At 69.8% G+C, this 20923-nt stretch carries 17 protein-coding genes; 13 read left to right on the top strand and 4 right to left on the bottom strand.

The window, feature by feature from the left end:
* Nucleotides 1-4 precede the first annotated feature (4 nt).
* The 12 genes from ML340_RS05530 (at nucleotide 5) to coaE (ending at nucleotide 14247) form a co-directional block, all read left to right on the top strand.
* Nucleotides 5-1624 carry a hypothetical protein gene (locus ML340_RS05530; protein ID WP_240097523.1) on the top strand — a complete coding sequence of 540 codons (1620 nt, stop codon included), beginning with the start codon at nucleotides 5-7 and terminating at the stop codon, nucleotides 1622-1624.
* A complete protein-coding gene (locus tag ML340_RS05525; protein WP_240097521.1) occupies nucleotides 1614-2768 on the top strand; it encodes a glycosyltransferase family 2 protein in 1155 nt (384 codons plus the stop codon). Before ML340_RS05530 ends, ML340_RS05525 begins: the two co-directional genes overlap by 11 nt.
* The gene (locus ML340_RS05520) at nucleotides 2768-3559 is read left to right on the top strand and encodes a glycosyltransferase family A protein (protein WP_240097519.1); all 792 of its coding nucleotides are present in this window, start codon (nucleotides 2768-2770) and stop codon (nucleotides 3557-3559) included. Before ML340_RS05525 ends, ML340_RS05520 begins: the two co-directional genes overlap by 1 nt.
* Before the next feature lies 1 nt (nucleotide 3560).
* A complete protein-coding gene (locus tag ML340_RS05515) occupies nucleotides 3561-4295 on the top strand; it encodes a methyltransferase domain-containing protein (RefSeq protein ID WP_240097517.1) in 735 nt (244 codons plus the stop codon).
* Between the two features lie 8 nt (nucleotides 4296-4303).
* A complete protein-coding gene (locus ML340_RS05510; RefSeq protein WP_240097515.1) occupies nucleotides 4304-4957 on the top strand; it encodes a methyltransferase in 654 nt (217 codons plus the stop codon).
* Nucleotides 4954-5493 (top strand): GtrA family protein, encoded by a 540-nt coding sequence (locus tag ML340_RS05505; RefSeq protein WP_240097513.1) that lies wholly within the window; start codon nucleotides 4954-4956, stop codon nucleotides 5491-5493. The genes ML340_RS05510 and ML340_RS05505 overlap by 4 nt, the downstream gene beginning before the upstream one ends.
* Before the next feature lie 295 nt (nucleotides 5494-5788).
* Nucleotides 5789-7708, top strand: coding sequence for a hypothetical protein (locus ML340_RS05500; RefSeq protein WP_240097511.1), 1920 nt, complete (start codon nucleotides 5789-5791; stop codon nucleotides 7706-7708).
* Complete coding sequence (locus ML340_RS05495; protein ID WP_240097509.1) at nucleotides 7705-9630, top strand: hypothetical protein; 1926 nt, start codon at nucleotides 7705-7707, stop codon at nucleotides 9628-9630. Before ML340_RS05500 ends, ML340_RS05495 begins: the two co-directional genes overlap by 4 nt.
* A gap of 76 nt (nucleotides 9631-9706) precedes the next feature.
* The gene (pilB, locus tag ML340_RS05490) at nucleotides 9707-11428 is read left to right on the top strand and encodes a type IV-A pilus assembly ATPase PilB (protein ID WP_240097507.1); all 1722 of its coding nucleotides are present in this window, start codon (nucleotides 9707-9709) and stop codon (nucleotides 11426-11428) included.
* 10 nt (nucleotides 11429-11438) lie between these two features.
* Nucleotides 11439-12707, top strand: coding sequence for a type II secretion system F family protein (locus ML340_RS05485; protein ID WP_240097505.1), 1269 nt, complete (start codon nucleotides 11439-11441; stop codon nucleotides 12705-12707).
* 18 nt (nucleotides 12708-12725) lie between these two features.
* A complete protein-coding gene (locus tag ML340_RS05480; protein ID WP_240097503.1) occupies nucleotides 12726-13589 on the top strand; it encodes a prepilin peptidase in 864 nt (287 codons plus the stop codon).
* A 16-nt stretch (nucleotides 13590-13605) separates the two neighbouring features.
* Nucleotides 13606-14247, top strand: coding sequence for a dephospho-CoA kinase (coaE, locus tag ML340_RS05475; RefSeq protein ID WP_240097501.1), 642 nt, complete (start codon nucleotides 13606-13608; stop codon nucleotides 14245-14247).
* Here coaE and ML340_RS05470 read toward each other — a convergent pair.
* The 3 genes from ML340_RS05470 to ML340_RS05460 all read right to left on the bottom strand — a co-directional run bounded on the left by ML340_RS05470 (nucleotide 14244) and on the right by ML340_RS05460 (nucleotide 19014).
* On the bottom strand, nucleotides 14244-15236 hold the full coding sequence (locus tag ML340_RS05470; RefSeq protein ID WP_338064413.1) for a Nudix family hydrolase: 993 nt from the start codon (nucleotides 15234-15236) through the stop codon (nucleotides 14244-14246). The genes coaE and ML340_RS05470 overlap by 4 nt on opposite strands.
* Nucleotides 15237-15249: 13 nt before the next feature.
* Nucleotides 15250-17976, bottom strand: coding sequence for a preprotein translocase subunit SecA (gene secA, locus ML340_RS05465; RefSeq protein ID WP_240097499.1), 2727 nt, complete (start codon nucleotides 17974-17976; stop codon nucleotides 15250-15252).
* A gap of 141 nt (nucleotides 17977-18117) precedes the next feature.
* A complete protein-coding gene (locus ML340_RS05460; RefSeq protein ID WP_240097712.1) occupies nucleotides 18118-19014 on the bottom strand; it encodes a M23 family metallopeptidase in 897 nt (298 codons plus the stop codon).
* 55 nt (nucleotides 19015-19069) lie between these two features.
* Between ML340_RS05460 and ML340_RS05455 the strand changes: the two genes are divergently transcribed.
* On the top strand, nucleotides 19070-19585 hold the full coding sequence (locus ML340_RS05455) for a DciA family protein (RefSeq protein WP_240097497.1): 516 nt from the start codon (nucleotides 19070-19072) through the stop codon (nucleotides 19583-19585).
* A gap of 173 nt (nucleotides 19586-19758) precedes the next feature.
* On the opposite strand, the gene lpxC is transcribed toward ML340_RS05455, so the two are convergent.
* Complete coding sequence (gene lpxC, locus ML340_RS05450; protein WP_240097495.1) at nucleotides 19759-20676, bottom strand: UDP-3-O-acyl-N-acetylglucosamine deacetylase; 918 nt, start codon at nucleotides 20674-20676, stop codon at nucleotides 19759-19761.
* Nucleotides 20677-20923: the final 247 nt, after the last annotated feature.

Here is a 20923-nt window from a genome sequence, read left to right as displayed (position 1 = left end):
GACATTGACCGTCGTCCTGGCGGCGCTGGCGCCCGTGGCTCTGTGGCTAGGACGGCTACCCGGCCTCGGCGCACACGACTACCTGATCTACTACCGGCTGCTGTTCTACAACGACGTCGGCAACGGCCTTGCGATGCTGGTGGCGCTGCTGGCTGCGCTTCTGATCCCGAGCCTACGGCGTGCAGCGGCGCGACTCGCCGACGAATTGTCATGCCATCCGGTCGCAGGCAGCGTGGTCGCATTCATGGGATTGGCGCTGCTGGCGCGCATCGTCTATCAGGGCTTTCCGCTGGCCATGGACGAATACGCACCGGTGCTGCAGGCGCGGATCTTCGCCGATGGGGAACTGGCGATCCGCTACCCGCCGACGCTGCTCGACCGGGTCGTACCGAAGGGCTTCCAGGGCTGGTTCATCCTGGTCAACCCGGCGACCGGACAGGCCGCGTCCGCCTATTGGCCGGGGTTGGCCCTGCTGATGGCGCCGTTGGCGCTGTTCGGCGGCGAGTGGCTGCTCAACCCGCTGTTCGGGGCGCTTGGGCTGTGGCTGCTGGGCGATCTGGCCGTGCAGGCCAGCCGCCAGCCGCAGGCCCGCGGCTGGGCGATGCTGGCGGCACTGGCCAGCCCGCAGTACACGGTCAATACGCTGTCCTACTACGCGATGCCGGGGCTGCTGACCCTCAACCTGCTGTTCCTGTGGCTGGCGCTGCGGCCAAGTCACAAGTCGGCGGCACTGGCCGGCGCCGTCGGCAGCCTGGCGCTGGTGCTGCACAATCCGGTCCCGCACGCGCTGTTCGCACTGCCGGTCCTGCTGTGGCTGGCATGGGATGCGCAGCGCCGCCGGCGCCTTCCCGCGCTCGTGCTCGGCTACCTGCCCCTGCTGCTGGTGTTGCTGCTCGGCTGGGTGCTGGCGACCGACGCCATGGGGCTGCGCCAAGCGTCCACCGGTACCGAGCACCTGACGCTCATCGAAGCATGGACACACAAGCTGGGCGGCCTGTTCGTGCTGCCGACCCCGGCGCTGCTGACGGTACGCGCCTACGCCCTCTGGAAAACCCTGATCTGGACGGCGCCCGGGCTGGTGCTGCTGGCTTGCCTGCAGCGGCCGGCCTCGGCGATCGAACGCCTGCTGCTAGCGGCGTTCGCCCTGATGTTCGCGTTTTATTTTTTCATCCCGTTCGACCAGGGGCACGGCTGGGGCTACCGCTACCTGCACCCGGCCTGGGGACTGATCCCGGTGGCCACCGCGGTCGCCGCCATCCGCGCCACACCTGGCAAGATCGCGCTGCCGGCGGTCGCGCTGACCGCCGGCCTGCTGGCCACCCCGGTCTTCCTGTGGACGACGCGCGCCACGATTTCCGAAGCCATCGCGATGCAGCCACCGGTCTCTGGCGACGGCATGTCCTATGTCTTCGTCGCCGACCGCCCCAACCTGTATACGATGGATCTGGTGCGCAACTATCCCGCCGACCGCGGGCACGTACTGCGCATGGTCGGTACCGACTTCGCCGCGGATCGCGCGCTGGTGCGGAAGCTGGCGCCCAACGCCACGCTGCAGCACGCGGATGAACGCGGCGCCACCTGGTCTGCCCCCGCCGCCCGCGACACGCCCTCCCATGCAGACTGACGACAGCCTCGAACTGACCATCCTGATGCCCTGCCTCAACGAGGCGGAGACGCTGGCGACCTGCGTCCGCAAGGCCCGATCCTTCCTCGCCCGCGCCGGGGTGGACGGGGAGGTCTTGATCGCCGACAACGGCAGCAGCGACGGCTCGCAGGCGATCGCCGAGCGGGAGGGCGCGCGCGTCGTCGCAGTCGCCGAGCGCGGCTACGGCGCCGCGCTGATCGGTGGGATCGCGGCTGCGCGCGGGCGTTACGTGATCATGGGCGATGCCGACGACAGCTACGACTTCTCCCGGTTGGACGGGATTCTGGGCAAGCTCCGCGAGGGGCATGAACTGGTGATGGGCAACCGCTTCCGCGGCGGGATCGCCAAGGGTGCGATGCCCTTCCTGCACAAATACCTCGGTAATCCGGTCCTGAGCTTCCTCGGCCGGCTGTTCTACCGGATCCCGGTCGGTGACTTCCACTGCGGGCTGCGCGGCTTCGACAAGGCGGCGATCGCACGCCTGGGCCTGCGCACGCCGGGGATGGAATTCGCCAGCGAAATGATCGTGAAGAGCGGGTTGCACGGGTTGCGCATCGCCGAAGTCCCGGTCACCCTCTCTCCCGACGGGCGTTCACGCCCGCCGCACCTGCGCACCTGGCGCGACGGCTGGCGGCATCTGAAATTCCTGTTGCTTTATAGCCCGCGCTGGCTGTACCTGCTGCCCGGCAGCATCCTGTTTGCGGCCGGCGGCGTCGCCATGGCCCTGATTGCGGCACACCGGGTCGCACTCGACATCCACACCATGGCCTATGCCGGGGCTGGCATGATCCTGGGATTCCAGATGCTCCTGCTGGCGGCATTCACGAAATTTCTGGGGATGCGCGCCGGATGGTTGCCCGTCGATGCGGGGCAGGAGCGCTGGGCAGCACGCTTCACCCTGGAACACGCGCTGATCGCCGGGGGCCTGCTGTTCCTGGCCGGGCTGGGGATGGCGCTGCACGCGCTGCAGCTGTGGGCCGGTGTGGATTACGGTGCACTCGATCCGCGGGCGACGATGCGTTGGGTCGTGCCCTCGGTGACCGCGATGGCCATGGGTGGGGAACTGGCGCTCGCCGGCTTCTTCTTCGAGGCGCTGCGCCTGATCCCGGCAAAACCACTCTGATGTCGCTGCGGCATGCCTTCGTCGTCGCCGCCTATGGGCATTCGCCCCACCTCGAGGACTGCCTGCGCTCGCTGGATGCACAGCAGGTCCGCTCCCCGCTCGTCATCAGCACCTCAACGCCGTTCGCAGGCCTGCACCAACTCGCCGCCCGCCATGGGGCCGCGCTACACGTACATGCCGATCGCGGCGGGATCGGTGCCGACTGGAACGCCGCGCTGACCGCCACCGATTGCGCGCTGGTGACCATCGTCCACCAGGATGACGTGTACCTGCCGGAATTCGCGGCAGCGGTAATCGCCGCCCATGCACGGCATCCGGATGTGGCGCTGTCCTTCGGCGATGCACGGGAAATCTTCGCAGACGGCCGCCCGCGCCGCGGGCGGCTGAACCAGTGGGTGAAGTCGGCGCTGGTGGGCGCCGCCAGCCTGGGCAGCGATCGGATCGATGGGGCCCTGCGCCGGCGCCTGCTCTTGGGATTCGGTAACCCCATCCTATGCGCCGCGGTCACCTTCAACCGCGCAGTCGCACCGGACTTCCGCTTCCGCCGGGACCTGCGCACCAACATGGACTGGCTGGCTTGGATCGAACTTGCAAGGCAGCACCCCCTGCTCAGGATTCGCAAGCATCTACTATTGCGGCGGGTGCATGCCGCCAGCGAAACCCAGCACTGCATCCAGGACGGTGCTCGCGAACGGGAGGACCGTCTTGTCTTCGAGCAGCTATGGCCGAAACCGGTCGCCCGGGCGCTGATGGGGCTGTACCGTTTCAGTTATCCAGCCTATTCGAAATGACATGGCGTACGCCGAGGCCCGCCCGATGGACAGCAGGACATTGCGCTATACCCATTTCGAGCGCCTGCCCGTGCGCGCGCCCGTGGATCGCATCGCTTATATCGCCGAGCGCTGCCGCGGGCGGCGCGTACTCGACCTGGGTTGCCTGGACGAAACCGCGCTGATCAAGCGCGACACCCAGCACTGGCTACACGGGCGGATCGCCACGGTTGCCACCGAAGTGCTCGGGCTCGACCTGTCGGAAAGCCTGCCCAGTGACGGCCTACGCACCGCGGACAACGCAAGGATCCTCCGTGCGGACGCGAGTGATCCCAGCCCGGCAGCAACCGGTGGATTCACGCCGGAGGTGATCGTCGCCGGGGAGTTCATCGAGCACCTGCCTAGCCCGCTGGCGTTCCTGACGTCGATCAAGCGCCATTACCCCGGCAAATCCCTCATCCTCTCCACGCCGAACGGCTGCAGTCTGCCGAACTGCCTGCTCGGCATCCTGCGCCGCGAGGTGCAGCATCCTGATCATTTGCAGGTCTTCACCTTCAAGACATTGAACACGCTGTGCGTGCGTGCCGGCTTTGCCGGCTGGACGATCCTGCCCTACCAGTTCTTCGCCACCGAAATGATCCTGCGCAGCCGACCGCCATTACGGCAGGTCGCGATCATCGCCGAAAAAACGCTCCGCGGACTCGAGCGGATCGTCCCTGCACTGGGCTTCGGTTACATCGTCGACATCCACGTCTAGGACACCGCATGACAGTCGGCTCTTTCATCCGCGGGCTCGCCGGCCCCCTCGAGCGGCCACTTTGCGATGCCTATCGCGCCCTGTTCATGAACGTGGGTCGGTGCGCGCAACAGCTGCAGGCCGCAATCTCTTCCGACTGCCATCTGATTGACGTCGGCGGCGGCGATGGTGCGGTGCTCGATGCCATCCTCCGCGTGCGCCCGGACTTGACCGCCACCATGCTCGATCTCAAGACCGAGGTCGGCAAATTCTTGGCTCCCGAGATCGCACCGCGCGTGGAAATCCGCGCCGGCACCAGCATCCAGGACTACCTGGCCCAGGGCGGTGCGCCGGCCGCCTGCGTCCTCGTCAGCGACGTCGTCCATCATGTCCCGGCCGATGCGAGAACCACATTCCTGCACGACTGTGTGCGTCTTCTGCAGCCGGGCGGGACCTTGATCATCAAGGATGTGGCACCCGGCCACCTGGTGTCGCTGGCGAGCATGTATGCCGACCGTTACATTACCGGCGATCGCCACGTCCGACTGATCGCTCCGGACGATCTGGTCGGGCTGCTCCGCGGGCTCGGCCTGCACGCCTCCGCACCGCTGCTCGCGCCAACCGAGCGCCCGAACTACGCTTTCGCGTTCCGGGCCGTGGGCAACCTGCAGCCGCACCCATGAAACCCGATCTGCCCATGCGCCATTCCAACCCGGCCGGAAGTGATGGCCGCCCATCGCGCACGACCGGCATCGCATCGCCACCGCGGCAACCCGGATCCGTCCACGGCTACCTGCGGGGACTGTTCCATCTCGGTCTGACGCGATTCGTCCTGATCGGTGGCCTGTCTGCGGCGCTCTCCATCTCCCTGCTCTACGTCGCCGTCGACCTGCTGGGCATTCCCTACCTGCTGGCCTTCGCCGCGATCTTCATCGGCATCAACACCGTGGCCTACCTCGCCTCGCGGCGGATGGTGTTCGCGTCCACCCGGGTCGGCCTGCACAGCGGCCTGCTGCGCTATTTCGGCGTATCCGGGGTCAGCCTGGCGATGAACTCGCTGGCTCTGGTGCTACTGGTCGAATATGCAGGGCTTCGGCCAGTCCCTGCGAGCATCCTCCTGAGCCTGGCCAATGCGCCTCTGAGCTACCTGCTGCACGGGCGCGTCACCTTCCTCCTGCGCCACCAGTCCGTTGGCCGCGAACACCGAGGTGAGCAATGATCACTGGTGCTGCCGATCGCTGCTGTGCGGCCCACGCATGCCGGCATACCCGGCATACCACTCGGGACATGGAATTAGGCCGCCCCGTGGATGGCCGGCGGCTCGGGATGGCCTGCCTGCGTCCACCGCACGGCGCCGCCGGGACAGGCATGCCCCGGACAGCGACCCGTGGCGGCAGCGGCGTCCCTGGCGCATCAGTCCAGAACATCGCGATCAGCAAGAGCAGCCAGTGCATGCGGCCCCGTCGCGCCGGCGATCACAGCGACAGCTTTCTGCCGTGGGCAAGGAACCGCGCATGACCACGCCTGCAGCGCGCATGACCGGGCACCCTGGCCAGTTGCAGGCCGCCGCAGCCGCCGCCACCGGCATCGGCATGCTGCTGCTGATCCGACGCTATCCCGGCATCAACCACGACAGCGGGCTATACCTCGGGCAGGCCCTGCATCGCCTGCATCCGGATATCTTCGGACGCGACTTGTTCTTCGCCTACGGCAGCCAGGACAGCTACACCCTGCTGCCGGAACTGGTCGCGCGGCTGCATGCCTGGGCCAGCCTCCCGGCGATCTTCATGGCGGGCAGCCTGCTCGGCCTGCTTGCCTTCGCCGCCGCCGCCTGGTTCTGGCTCGGCCGCTGGCTGCCGCGCGGAAGCGCCTATTGGGCCTGGCTGGCCGTGCTCTGCCTGCCAAGCGCCTACGGCACGGTCCGGGTCTTCAGCTATGCGGAGCCCTTCCTGACCTCGCGCCCATGGGCCGAGGCGCTAAGCCTGTTTGCATTCGGCTGGCTGGTCCGGAACCGCGTGCTGCTGGCGGGGCTCTGCGTGCTGCTGGCGGCCACGCTGCATCCGCTGCAGGCCATCGCGGGTGCATTGTTCGGCTGGCTGTGGCTGGTGCAGCAGGATCGCCGCTGGCTGCACCTCGCCTGGCTCGGGCTGCCGATCCTGCTGCTCGGATTCACCGGGATCCGGCCGTTCGACGGCCTGTACCGGGCGATCGATCCGGCCTGGCACCAGGACCTGAGCGACTTCACCCCCCAGCTTTACCTCACGCTGCGGACCCCGCAGGACTGGGCGGCGCTGGGCTTCGAGATCGCGATGCTCGCGCTGGCAGTCGTGTACTGGCGAGCGCAGCCCCGCATCGCCAGCGGGTTCCGTGCCGGCCTGCTGGCGATCGCGATCGGACTGGGTGCCAGCCTCGCACTCGCAGACTGGCTGCAACTGGCGTTGCCAACCGCGCTGCAGCTCTGGCGGGTGCAGTGGGTGGGGCAGGTGCTGACCAACGGGGCCGTTGGCGTTTTGCTCTACCGCGACCTGTCCACGCGCCAGTGGGAGCGGGCTTCGATCCTGGCGCTGGCCGCGGCGATGGCGGCTAGCGGCTTCCTGTGGGCCTGGATTCCGGTCCTGGCCGTTTATGCCGTGTGGCCATGGCTTTCCACGCACATGAGCCCCGGCTTCCGGCGCGCGCTAGGGATGCTGGCCTGGGTCGCTCAGCTCGGCCTGCTGGCCGCCTACATCGCAGAAGAATGGCTGCCATTCCGCATCGCGCACTTCCAACTGGAGTGGTACGCCTTCGACCGCCGCCTGCTGGCCTATCCATTGCTCGCACTCGGCCTGCCCCTGTTCGGCGTGTGGCTGTGGCAGACCACCCCCAGCCGCTTCGTACACCTGCTACTGGCAGGATTGGCGCTGCTGCTGCTCGCGGCTGGCCTGTGGCGCTGGGACGCGCGCTCGCCGGTCGCGCGCGCACTGGAAGCGAACGCCTCCGCCCCCGCCCTGTTCGGTACAGCACTGCCCCATCACGCCCAAGTGTTCTGGGCCCCGCCGCTTTACCCCGCGGTGTGGACGACGCTGACGCGCGCGGACTACTTCAGCCCCTGGCAGCTGGCGGGCTCCGTGTTCAACCGCGGAACCCCGCGCGAGGGCCGCCTGCGCCTGGAACGGATGCGCCCGGTGATCGAGGAGGACATGTACTGCCAGGATCGTTCGGTGCCGGCGCAGGAGCGCGCACACTGCCGGATCAGCGAAGCCACTTTGCGCCATGCCTGCGCACCCGGTACTCCAGCACCGCCGGATTTCCTGATCCTGCCGTACCGGCAAGCGCAGGCCCCGCTCGGGCATTGGCAAGTGAAGGACCCGGCAACCGGTGAGACCGCAGTGGAATTCTGGCTGTATGCCTGCCCGGCGATCATGGCCGATCTGGACAGGCATACTCCTCAATGAACGCCCCGACCATTCGCCACGCTCCCGATCCATTGACCGTGGCCGCCGCCGCATTGCTGGGTCTCACCCTGCTGTTCATGGTCCAGGGGTATTTCGGGATCGACCACGATGCCGTGCTGTACCTGGGTGAGGCGTTGCGCCTACGCCTGCCCGGCATCCTCGACCGCGACCTGTTCTTCGTGCATGGCAGCCAGGGCCAATACACCCTGTTCCCGCATCTTGTGGCGTGGGCGCTGGATCGGATCGATGCCGGCGCCCTGTTCCTGTGGGGCACGGCGGTAGGGCTGCTGTTCTTCGCCGCCGCCAGCTGGTATGCGCTGCGCAGCCTGCTGCCATCGGGCCAGCGCTGGCTGCCGTGGATGGCGCTGCTGTGCCTGCCGACTGCCTATGGCGCCTACCGCATCTTCGGCTACGCCGAGCCCTACTTCACGCCGCGCCTGTACGCCGAGCCACTGTGCCTGCTGGCGATCGCACTCTTGACGCGACGCCACTGGGCGCGCGCCGCCGCTTGCCTGCTGCTGGCGGCACTGCTGCACCCGCTGCAGGCCCTGGCCGCCGTATTGATTGCCTGGCTCTGGCTGCTGCTGGGGGATCGGCGTTGGCTGCATGTGCTATGGGCATTGCCGATTCTCGCTGCGCTCGGGCTGGTGGGCGTCCGGCCCTTCAGCGGCCTGTTCTTACGCATGGATCCCGCCATGCAGCAACTGGCACACGAAGTGACCGGGCAACTGTTCCTCGACCGCTGGCGCACGGCCGACCTGCAGGCCGTGGGCTTCGATGCAGCGGTACTGCTCTATGCCGCGCGGCAGTTCGCCGGGGATGCGCGGCGCTGGAGCATGGGGGCCCTCCTGGGCCTGGGATTGGCCCTGCTGGCAAATCTCGTGCTGGTCGACGTCCTGCGGCTGGCGCTGCCAGCCGGCCTGCAATTCTGGCGTGTGCACTGGCTGGCGCACTGGTTTGCCATGGCCTGGATCGGCGTACTGCTGCAACGCGACACCGCAGCCCGTGACTGGCCACGCCTGGGCCTGCTCGCCCTGGCACTCACGCTGGCCTATGGCGTGCCCGGCTGGTCCTGGGTGCCGGTCGCGCTGGTCTATGCTGGGTGGCCACGGCTGCAACCTCGGCTGCGGCCCGTCATGCGCGTCCTGCTCGGCGGTGCGGCAGCGCTGGCCGTGCTCCTCGTCTTCTTCGATTACCTCGGCCAGATCCGGGAGGCATTCCGCCTGGCCCGGTTCCAACTGCTGGCCTTCCCGTTCGATCGCGCCCTGTTCACCTTCCCGGCCGTGACCTTGGCAGTGGTGCTCGGCTTGGGTGCCCTCTGGCGGCGGTCCGGCCGGGTCGTGCACTCCGCGCTTCTGGTTTTGCTGCTGCCGTTCGCGGCCTACGCCGGACTGCGATGGGACTCCCGCCCCGCGCTGCACCGAGCCTTGGAGGCCCATTCCTTCCAGCCAGAACTGTTCGGCCCGGTGCTGCCGGAATCGGCGCAGGTCTATTGGGAGCAGGCCAGCTCGGTGGCCAACTGGCTGGTCATCAACCGCGCCGATTACTACAGCCCCCAACAGTTGAGCGGCCTGGTCTTCAGCCCGGGGGCGGCGCAGGATGCACGGGCACGCATGGATCGGATGCGCCCGCTGCGCGAGGAGGCCGACCGCTGCATGCTGGCTGCCGCGTCCTCGGCCGATTCTTCGCCGCCTGCCCCATGCCAAATCTCCGACGCCGCCATGCGGCAGGCCTGTGCCCCGTCCGCAGACAGCCCGCCCCCCGATTACCTGGTCCTGCCGTACCGGCAGCCGCAGCCTGCCCGCGGGGCCTGGTCGTTCCGCGACCCACTCGCCACCCCGCCGGTGCGGACGTTCTGGCTGTATGCCTGCCGGGATATCCTCGCCGCGACCCCGGCCGTCCCGCCCAGAGGGGTTCCGTGACGTCCATCGCGCGCCTGCACCTGCGCAGGATCAAGGCGTTACGCTAAAGTCTCGGCATCCGGGGAGGTCGACGACCATGGCAGCCACTGCACCCAACCTCATGGGCATCACCGGCATCGCCCGCCGCCTGGTGCTGGACGGCGCGCTGGACGAGGCCGCCGCGCGCCGTGCGATGGACGCGGCGATGGCGGAGAAGACCCCGCTGGCGCAATACCTCGCCGAGCGCCGGCTGGTGCCGCCGGCGGCGCTGGCCGCGGCCAATGCGGTCGAGTTCGGGATGCCGCTGGTGGATGCGCTCGAGATCGACCCGGCGCAGACCGCGATGGCCCTGGTCAAGGAGGACCTGCTGCGCAAGCACAACGTGCTGCCGCTGTTCCGGCGCGGCAACCGCCTGTTCATCGGCACCGCCGATCCGACCGACAACCGCGCGCTGGAGGAGATCAAGTTCCACACCAACCTCGCGGTGGAACCCATCCTGGTCGATGCCGAGCGCATCCGCCGCTGCCTCGACCAGTGGCAGGAAGCGGCCGAGGCGCTGGCCGACGACCTCGCCGACGCCGAGGGGCTGGAAGGGCTGGAAGTCAGCGGCGGCGAGGACGAGTTCGGCGGCGACGCCGGGGTGGACGCCAAGGGCGAAGACACCCCGATGGTCAAGTTCGTCAACAAGGTGCTGGTGGACGCGATTCGCAAGGGCGCCTCGGACATCCACTTCGAGCCCTACGAGACCGAGTACCGGGTGCGTTACCGCATCGACGGCATCCTCAAGACCACCAAAAAGGCCCCGGTCAAGCTGAACGCGCGCATCGCCGCGCGCCTGAAGGTGATGGCACAGCTGGACATCGCCGAGAAGCGCGTCCCGCAGGACGGCCGCATCAAGCTCAACCTGTCCAAGTCCAAGCAGATCGACTTCCGCGTGAGCACCCTGCCGACCCTGTTCGGCGAGAAGGTGGTGCTGCGCGTGCTGGACGCCAGCGCGGCCAAGCTCGGCATCGACAAGCTCGGCTACGAGCCGGAGCAGCAGCGGCTGTTCCTGGAGGCCATCCACAAGCCCTACGGCATGGTGTTGGTCACCGGCCCGACCGGCTCGGGCAAGACCGTGAGCCTGTACACCGCGCTCGGCATCCTCAACGACGAGACCCGCAACATCAGCACGGTCGAGGACCCGGTCGAGATCCGCCTGCCGGGCGTCAATCAGGTGCAGCAGAACGCCAAGCGCGGCATGACCTTCGCCGCCGCGCTGCGCAGCTTCCTGCGCCAGGACCCGGACGTGATCATGGTCGGCGAGATCCGCGACCTGGAGACCGCCGAAATCGCCGTGAAGGCCGCGCAGACCGGCCACATGGTGCTGTCCACCCTGCACACCAACGACGCCCCGCAGACCATCGCGCGCCTGATGAACATGGGCATCGCCCCGTACAACATCACCAGCTCGGTGACGCTGGTGATCGCGCAGCGGCTGGCGCGCCGCCTGCACGACTGCAAGCGCGCGGTGCACCTGCCCGAGCACGCGCTGCTGGCGGAGGGCTTCACCCCGGACGAGGTGCATGCCGGGATCACGGTGTACGAGCCGGTCGGCTGCCCCGACTGCACCGACGGCTACAAGGGGCGGGTCGGCATCTACCAGGTGATGCCGATGACCGAGGAGATCCAGCGCATCGTGCTGGCCGGTGGTAATGTGCAGCAGATCGGCCAGGCGGCGCTGGACAGCGGGGTCCGCGACCTGCGGCGTTCCGCGTTGGACAAGGTGAAACAGGGGATCACCAGCCTGGCCGAGATCAACCGCGTCACCAAGGACTGAGGGAACCGACATGTCCGCACGCAGAGCCGCGATCAACAAGGCGCGCAGCCAGGCCGAGGCGCGCCGCCTGAACCCCCTGGTGGAATTCGTCTGGCAGGGCCGCGACAAGCGCGGCAAGGTGATGAAGGGCGAGCAGATGGCCAAGAGCGCCAACCTGCTGCGCGCCGAACTGCGCAAGCAGGGCATCACCCCGACCGTGGTCAAGCCCAAGCCCAAGCCGCTGTTCGGCGGCGCGACCAAGCGCATCAAGCCGCAGGACATCGCCGGCTTCAGCCGCCAGCTGGCGACCATGATGAAGTCCGGCGTGCCGATCGTGATGGCGCTGGAGATCATCGCCGGTGGCCAGAAGAACCCGGCGATGAAGAAGATGGTCGAAAACATCAAGGCCGACATCGAGGGCGGCTCCTCGATCTACGAGGCGCTCAGCCAGTACCCGGTGCAGTTCGACGAGCTCTACCGCAACCTGGTGCGCGCCGGCGAGCAGTCCGGCGTGCTGGAGACCGTGCTCGACACCATCGCCACCTACAAGGAAAACATCGAGAGCATCAAGGGCAAGATCAAGAAGGCGCTGTTCTACCCGACCGCGGTGATCGCAGTGGCGATCCTGGTATGCGCCTTCCTGCTGATCTACGTGGTGCCGGTGTTCAAGGAGACCTTCCAGAGCTATGGCGCCGACCTGCCGGCGTTCACCGAGATGGTGTTCGGGCTGTCCGAATACATGGTCAAGTGGTGGTGGGCGGCGCTGATCGTCGCCGGCATCGGCTTCGCCGTGTTCATGTACTTCTACCGGCGCTCGACCAAGCTCAAGCACTTCATCGACCGCATGCTGCTCAAGATCCCGGTGATCGGCAAGGTGCTCCACGAATCGTCGATCGCGCGCTTCGCGCGCACCCTGGCGGTCACCTTCAAGGCCGGCGTGCCGCTGGTGGAGGCGCTCGGCAGCGTCGCCGGCGCCACCGGCAACACGGTGTACGAGCAGGCGGTGCTGAAGATGCAGGAGGACGTCGCGGTCGGCTACCCGGTCAACGTGGCCATGAAGCAGACCAACCTGTTCCCGAACATGGTGGTGCAGATGACCGCGATCGGCGAGGAGGCCGGTGCGCTCGACAGCATGCTGTTCAAGGTCGCCGAGTTCTACGAGGAGCAGGTCAACAACACCGTGGACGCGCTGTCCAGCCTGATCGAGCCGATGGTGATGGTGATCATCGGCACCCTGGTCGGCGCGATCGTGGTCGCGATGTACCTGCCGATCTTCAAGATCGCCATGACCGTGATGTAACCGGCGCGCCCGCGGCAGATGGCCTTCCTCGACGCACACCCCGGCCTCGGCTATCCCGCCGCGGCCGGCCTCGGGCTGCTGGTCGGCAGCTTCCTCAACGTGGTCATCCTGCGCCTGCCGCGGCGACTGGAATGGCAGTGGAAGCGCGATGCGCGCGAGATCCTGGAGATCCCCGACCTGTACGACCCGCCGCCGCCGGGGATCGTGGTCGAGCGCTCGCACTGCCCGCACTGCGGGCACCGCCTGGCCTGGTACGAGAACATCCCGGTGCTGAGCTGGCTGGCGCTGCGCGGCCGCTGCCGCAGCTGCAAGGCGCCGATCTCGCTGCAGTACCCGCTGGTGGAGTTGCTGACCGCGCTGCTGTTCGTGGTCTGCGTGTGGCGCTTCGGCTTCGGCTGGAAAGGCTTCGGGGCGATGGTGTTCACCGGGTTTTTGGTGGCGCTGTCCGGGATCGACCTGCGCACCCGCCTGCTGCCGGACCAGCTCACCCTGCCGCTGCTGTGGCTGGGCATGGTGGCGGCGGTAGAGAACCTGTTCGTCGGCCAGAAGGCGGCGATGACCGGGGCGATGGTCGGCTATCTCAGCCTGTGGTCGGTGTACTGGGTGTTCAAGCAGCTCACCGGCAAGGAAGGGATGGGCCACGGCGACTTCAAGCTGCTGGCGGCGATCGGGGCCTGGACCGGGCTGCACGGAATCCTGCCGACCATCCTGCTGTCCTCGCTGGTGGGCGCCGTGGCCGGTTCGCTATGGCTGCTGGCCAAGGGCCGCGACCGCGCCACCCCGATCCCGTTCGGGCCGTACCTCGCGTTCGCCGGCTGGATCACCTTCTTCTGGGGCCAGGACCTGGTGGGCGCCTATCTGCGTCTGGCCGGACTGGCCTGATGCGCTGGGGACCGGCATGGCCCGCTACGTGGTCGGACTGACCGGCGGGGTCGCCGCCGGCAAGAGCACGGTCGAACGGCTGTTCCGCGCGCGCGGAATCGCGGTCGCGGATGCCGATGCCGCCGCGCGCGATGCGCTCGCGCCCGGCAGCCCGGGCCTGCAGGCGGTGGTCGCCGCGTTCGGACCGCAGGTGCTCGCCGCGGATGGCGCTCTGGACCGCCCCGCGATGCGGCGGCGGGTGTTCGCCGACGACGCGGCCCGCCGCACGCTGGAGGCGATCGTGCATCCATACGTGCGGCACACGCTGCAGGCAGCCTGCGCCGCGGCGGCGGGGCCGTACGCACTGGCCGCGATCCCGCTGCTGGCCGAAGGCGGGCGCGCGGCCTGGCCGTGGCTGGCACGGGTGCTGGTGGTGGACGTGCCAGCGGAGGTCCAGCTGGAACGGCTGCGCCGGCGCGACGGGATCGACGCCGCGCTGGCGGCGGCCATGCTCGCCGCGCAGGCGGGCCGCGAACAGCGCTTGGCGATCGCCGACGACGTGCTCGCCAACACCGGCACGGAGGCCGCGCTGGACGCGCAGGTCGCCGTGCTCGACCGGCTGTACCGGCATCTGGCCGCGCTCGCGGAAGCCGACCCCGGCCCCACGCCCGGCGCCTAGCCGGCGGGCGCGACCGGCGCGGGCCACAGCGCGCGGATCGCGGCGATGCCCTGCGCGCCATGCAGACGGGCGATGGCGAGATCCGCTGGCGTAAGGCCGCCGATCGCATAGACCGGCAGCGCCGCCTGCGCGCGCAGGGCAGCGAAGGCCGACCAGCCGAGCCCGGGCTGGCCGGGATGGCTGGCGGTCGCGGCCACCGGGCCGAGCACCGCGAACGCGCAGCCCAGGGCCTCGGCCGCGCGCAGCTCCTCGGCAGCATGGCAGGAGGCGGCCAGCGGCCGTCCGCTGGCGTGCACCGCGGCCGCTATCTCTGCCGTGCGCGGATCGGCGAGCTGCGCCGCGCGCAGGTGCAGGCCGGCGTGCAGCCGCTGCGCCAGCACCGGATCGCCGTTGACCAGCACCTGCGCCCCGGCCGCACGGGCGCGCTCCACCGCCGCCGCGGCCAGCGCCGCCCAGCGCGCCGGTGCCAGTCCCGGCGCGCGCAGCTGCAATCGACGCACGCCGGCGACGAGCGCGGCCTCCAGCGCCGCCAGCCAGGCCGCATCGTCCGCGCCGGGGACGGGCGTGACCAGATAGTGCGGCGGGTCGCAAAGCGCTGCCGCCACCGGGCGGTCGGCCGGCGGCATCGGCCGCTGCAGCAAGGCTTCCGGCGCGACCCAGGCCAGCGCCTGCCCTTCCAGCGCGCGCGGGGCGGCGTCCGCCCCGACCGCGAACACGTCCAGCCACAGCCGGCGCCCGTCCGCGCGCTGCTGCGGCACCCGGATCAGGCGCGCGCCGGGCCGCACGTGCAACCCGAGTTCCTCGCGCAGTTCGCGCGCCAGCGCCCGCGCCGGGGCCTCGCCGGGCTCGACCTTGCCGCCCGGAAACTCCCACAGCCCGGCCAACGGCTTGCCCGGCGGGCGCTGCGCCAGCAGCACCCGCCCGTCGCCATCGCGCAGGACCGCGGCCACCACGTGCAGGTCGCCGGGCGCGGGCGCGGCGGCGCTCACCGGCGCGCCCGGCTCAGGCCAGCTGGCCGTGGCAGTGCTTGTACTTCTTGCCGCTGCCGCACGGGCAGGGATCGTTGCGGCCGATCCGGCGGTATTCCTCGCCGTAGCCGGTGGGCGCGACCCCGGCCTGGACCGCGGCGGCCTCCTCGTCGGCACCGAAGCCGCCGGCGCTGGCATGCTGGAACTGCATCTGCCGCGCCGCCTGCTCAGCCTGCGCGCGCTCGGCCTCCTCGATCCGCGCGATCTCCGCCTCGTCGCGGATACGCACCCGCGCCAGCAGCGAGATCACCTCGCGCTTGACCCGCTCCAGCAGCTCGGAGAACAGCTCGAACGCCTCGCGCTTGTATTCCTGCTTGGGCTGCTTCTGGGCGTAGCCGCGCAGGTGGATGCCCTGGCGCAGATAGTCCATCCGCGCCAGGTGCTCCTTCCAGTTCTGGTCGAGCACGTTCAGCATCACGTGCTTCTCCAGCATGCGCATGGTCTCCGCGCCGATCTGCGCCTCCTTGGCCGCGAACAGCTCGGCCACCGCGTCCTGCACCCGCTGCTGGATCTGCTCGGCGTCCAGCTCGTCGCTCTGCGCGTGCCACTGCGCGACCGGCAGCTGCAGCCCGAACTCGGAGGCCAGCTCCGCCTCCAGCCCCGGCAGATCCCACTGGTCGTCCACCGAGTTGGCCGGCACGAAGCGCTCGACCAGCGCGGCGACCACGTCGGCGCGGATGGCGTCGATGCTGTCCTTGATGCTGTCGGCCTCCAGCAGCTCGTCGCGCTGGGCGTACACCACCTTGCGCTGGTCGTTGTTGACGTCGTCGTACTCGAGCAGGTTCTTGCGGATGTCGAAGTTGTGCGCCTCGACCTTGCGCTGCGCGTTGGCGATCTGCTTGGTCACCAGCGGCGATTCGATGATGTCGTCCTCCTTCAGCCCCATCCGCGCCATCACCTTCTGCACCCAGTCGGCGGCGAAGATGCGCATCAGGTTGTCTTCCAGCGACAGGTAGAAGCGGCTGGAACCGGGGTCGCCCTGGCGGCCCGAGCGGCCGCGCAGCTGGTTGTCGATGCGCCGCGACTCGTGGCGCTCGGTGCCGATGATGTGCAGGCCGCCGGCGGCCACCACCGCATCGTGGCGCTGCTGCCACTCGGCGCGCACGCGGTCCTTCTCGGCCTGCGGCGCGTCCTCGCCGAGCGCCGCCAGTTCCGCCTCCAGCGAGCCCCCGAGCACGATGTCGGTGCCGCGCCCGGCCATGTTGGTGGCGATGGTGACCGCGCCCGGGCGCCCGGCCTGGGCCACGATGTGCGCCTCGCGCTCGTGCTGCTTGGCGTTGAGCACCTCGTGCGGGATCCCGGCCTTGCGCAGCTGCTCGCTGAGCAGCTCGGAGACCTCGATCGAGGTGGTGCCGACCAGCACCGGCTGGCCGCGCGCCACGCACTCCTGGATGTCGCGCACCACCGCGCGGTACTTGCCGGCCTTGTTGAGGAACACCAGGTCGGAATGGTCCTTGCGGATCATCGGGCGGTGGGTCGGGATCACCACCACCTCCAGCCCGTAGATGTTCTGGAACTCGTAGGCCTCGGTGTCGGCGGTGCCGGTCATGCCCGCCAGCTTCTTGTACATGCGGAACAGGTTCTGGAACGTCACCGACGCCAGGGTCTGGTTCTCGCGCTGGACCGGCACCCGCTCCTTGGCCTCGACCGCCTGGTGCAGGCCGTCCGACCAGCGCCGCCCGGGCAGGGTGCGCCCGGTGAACTCGTCCACGATCACCACCTCGCCGTCGCGCACGATGTAGTCCACGTCGCGCTGGTACAGCGCGTGCGCGCGCAGCGCGGCGTTCAGGTGGTGCACCACGTGGATGTTCTGCGGCGCGTACAGGCTGTCGTCGGCGCCGAGGATGCCGGCCTCGCGCAGCAGTTGCTCGGCGTGCTCCTGGCCGGCCTCGGACAGGTGCACCTGCTTCTGCTTCTCGTCCACCCAGTAGTCGCCCGGGCTGTCCTCCTTCTCCTGCCGGGACAGGCGCGGCACCACCGCGTCGACCTTGACGTACAGCTCGGGGGATTCGTCGGCCGGACCGGAGATGATCAGCGGGGTGCGCGCCTCGTCGATCAGGATCGAGTCCACCTCGTCCACGATCGCGTAGTGCAGGCCGCGCTGGTAGCGGTCCTCCTTGGCCAGCGCCATGTTGTCGCGCAGGTAGTCGAAGCCGAACTCGTTGTTGGTGCCGTAGGTGATGTCGGCCGCATAGGCGGCATGCTTGTCGCCGTGCGGCATGCCCGGGTACACCACGCCGGTGCTCAGCCCGAGCCAGGCATACAGGCGGCCCATCTGGGCGGCGTCGCGGCGGGCCAGGTAGTCGTTCACGGTGACCACGTGCACGCCCTTGCCTTCCAGCGCGTTGAGGTAGACCGGCAGGGTCGCGGTCAGGGTCTTGCCCTCGCCGGTGCGCATCTCCGCGATCTTGCCCATGTGCAGGACCATGCCGCCGATCAGCTGCACGTCGAAGTGGCGCATCCCGAACACCCGCACCGAGGCCTCGCGGCAGACCGCGAACGCCTCCGGCAGCAGCTTGTCCAGCGACTCGCCGTTGGCGATGCGCTGGCGGAACTCCGGGGTCTTGGCCTTGAGCGCCTCGTCCGACAATGCCTGCATCTGCGGCTCGAGCGCGTTGATCTTGCGGACGATGCCGCCGAGCTGCTTGAGCAGGCGCTCGTTGCGGCTGCCGAAGATGCCGGTGAGCAGGGAGTTGAGCATGGGTCTGGGGTCTCCGGGGGATGCGCGCCGGCGGCGCGGCATCGGCATGGCATGACAACGAAAACGGGCGCCCGGCGCCCGTTCGAGGGTCGTTAGTGTAGCTGGAGGCGGCCCGCGGCGGACGCAAGCCCCTGCGCGTTGTCAGCCGCGCTGCGGCCCGTGCCTGGCGAGGGCGTCGTTGTGGCCGAGGAACTTGCGCGGGTTGACCACCACCCCGTCCTGCCAGACCTCGAAGTGCACGTGCGCCCCGGTCGAGCGCCCGCTGGAACCGGCCTTGGCGATCTCCTGCCCGGCCCGGACCAGGTCCCCGACCTGCTTCTCCAGGCGCGAGTTGTGGGCATAGCGGGTGACGTAGCCGTTGCCGTGGTCGATCTCGATCACGTTGCCGTAGCCGGAGCGCACCCCGGCGAAGCTGACCACGCCGTCGGCCACCGCCAGCACCGGGTCGCCGATCCGCGCCTCGAAGTCGATGCCGCGGTGGAATTGCCAGCCGCCGCCAAACGGGTCGGCGCGGCCGCCGAAGCCGGAGGTGACGTAGCTGCCGGCGATCGGCGCGCGCGAGGGCAGCGCGGCCAGGTCGAGCTGGCGGTTGAACAGCAGCGATTCCAGCACCGACAACTGGGTGTCGGCGCGGCGGTAGTCGTCCTCGAGTTGGTCCAGTTGCTGGCGCAGTTCGGCCGCCGGCATGTCGCGGCTGGTACCGCCGCCACCCTGGCCGACCGGCTTGTCGAAGTCGAATTCGCCGTCGGCCAGCTCCCCGGCACGGGTCAGGCGCGCGCCGAGGGCGTTCAGGCGGTTGGCCTGCGCCTGCAGCTCCGCCAGCCGCGCGGCCAGCGCATTCACCTCGCGCTGGGCGTCGCGCCGGATGCGCGCGACCTCGCCCTGGCGGGCCGCCTCGGCGGCCTGCAGCGCCTGCAGCTGGGCCATGCCGATCACGCTGCGCGCGCCGGCGCCGAGCAGCGCGCCCAGCGCCAGCAGCACACCGGCGGCCGCCAGCGGCCGCCGCAGGGCCTCCGCGCGCACCCGGCCGACGAGCATCCGCAGGCGCTGGCGGGTATCGTGGTGCGGCTTCGGAGTGTCGTCGCGCATGCCCATGTCCCGTTCTGGTTCCGCGCCCCCGCAGGACGCTGCTACCCCGCCGGCCGGGCCGCCCACCGCGCTGGACGCGCTGCTGGCGGACGCCGCCGGCGACCCGTTGCGCCGGGCGCAGTGGCTCGACGCGCTGGACCGATCGTTGCGGCCCTGCCTGCCGCCCGCGCTGGCCGCGCATGCACGCCTGGCCAACGTCCGCGACGACCGGCTGGTGTACCTCGTCGACCATCCGGCCTGGAACGCCCGCCTGCGGCTGGCGGCCCCGGCCCTGCTCGACGCTGCCCGGTCCCTCGGGCTGGGCGTGGCGGGGGTGACGATCCGGACCTGGCAGGGACCGCTCCCACCGGCACCGGGCACGCCCCCGGCACCACCCGCGCGCGGGCGGCGTCCATCTGCGCTGGACACCGCCCTCGCCCTGTTGCGGTCGGACACGCCCGAGGCGGGCGCCGGGGGAGACCGCGGCTCCGGTCGGCGGGGCTTGCGGCCCGTCCGCCCCCCGGAGGAGGGCGCATCCTAGCCGCACAAGTCCGTGATTTTGTTAAACAAACCGTAAGCAGGCCGGCCCCGGCGTGACCGCGTCCGCGAAACGGCGCGGCAGGCGCCGCGCAGACGCACCGTGATCTGCCGCTGGAGAAACGCGCGGCGGCGTGCGCAGGCGCGTTGACGGAGGCCGGCGCGTCCGGGTCCGGTTCAGGCCAGCGCCGGCTGGCGCAGGCCGTACAGGGCCGGCGGGGCCTGCACCGGATCGGCGAAGGTGACCTCCTCCCACGCCGCGGCGTCCGCCAGCAGCGCGCGCACCAGCCGGTTGTTCAGCGCATGCCCGGACTTGTAGCCCTCGTAGGCGCCGATGATCGGATGCCCGGCCAGGTAGAGGTCGCCGATGGCGTCCAGGATCTTGTGGCGCACGAACTCGTCGGCGTAGCGCAGGCCGTCCTCGTTGAGCACGCGGAATTCGTCGAGCACGATCGCGTTGTCCATCGACCCGCCGAGGCCGAGGTTGCGCTCGCGCATGTACTCGAGGTCGCGCATGAAGCCGAAGGTGCGCGCACGGCTGACCTCGCGCACGTAGGCCTCGCTGGTGAACTCGACCTCGGCGCGCGAGAGCGCCTCCGGGATCGCCGGATGGTCGAAGCGCACCGTGAACGCGAGCCGGAACCCGGCGTGCGGGGTGAAGCGCGCCCACTTGTCGCCCTCGCGCACCTCGACCGGCTTGCGGATCCGGATGAAGCGCTTGGGCGCGTCCTGCTCGACGATCCCGGCCGACTGCAGCAGGAACACGAAGGGCCCGGCCGAGCCGTCCATGATCGGCACCTCGGCCGCGGTCAGCTCGACGTAGGCATTGTCGATGCCCAGCCCGGCCAAGGCCGACAGTAGGTGCTCGACGGTCTGCACCTTGGCCGGCCCACAGGTCAGGCCGGTGCACAGCGTGGTCTCGGTAACCAGGCCGGCGTCCGCCGGCACCTCGACCACCGGATCGAGGTCGGTGCGGCGGAACACGATGCCGGTGTCGGCCGGGGCCGGGCGCAGGGTCATGAAGACCTTCTCGCCGCTGTGCAGGCCGACGCCGGTGGCGCGGATCTGGGTCTTGAGGGTGCGTTGGCGCAGCATTCGTTCAGATTAGCATGCAGGCGGCTGAACCGCGCCGTGATGCAGCGTTGCAGCCGCGGATCGGCAGGCGGGCCGCGGCCCTGCCGGACATGCCGCGCGGCACGCCCTCTCCGGTCGGCAGGCGGCCAGCGGCCCGCGATCGGGCATGGCAGGTCCCCGGCCGACCGCCCCGCAGTGCGCGTGCGCGGCGATCGATCGGGCGCCGCCGCATGCCCGCCCCCGTCGAAGCCGCCGCGGACGCCCACGC

It is taken from the genome of Thermomonas flagellata, assembly GCF_022419185.1.
Taxonomy (GTDB): Bacteria; Pseudomonadota; Gammaproteobacteria; order Xanthomonadales; family Xanthomonadaceae; genus Thermomonas; species Thermomonas flagellata.
The sequence above is the reverse complement of the archived record's forward strand: the minus strand, read 5'-3'. Positions and strand labels throughout refer to the sequence as shown.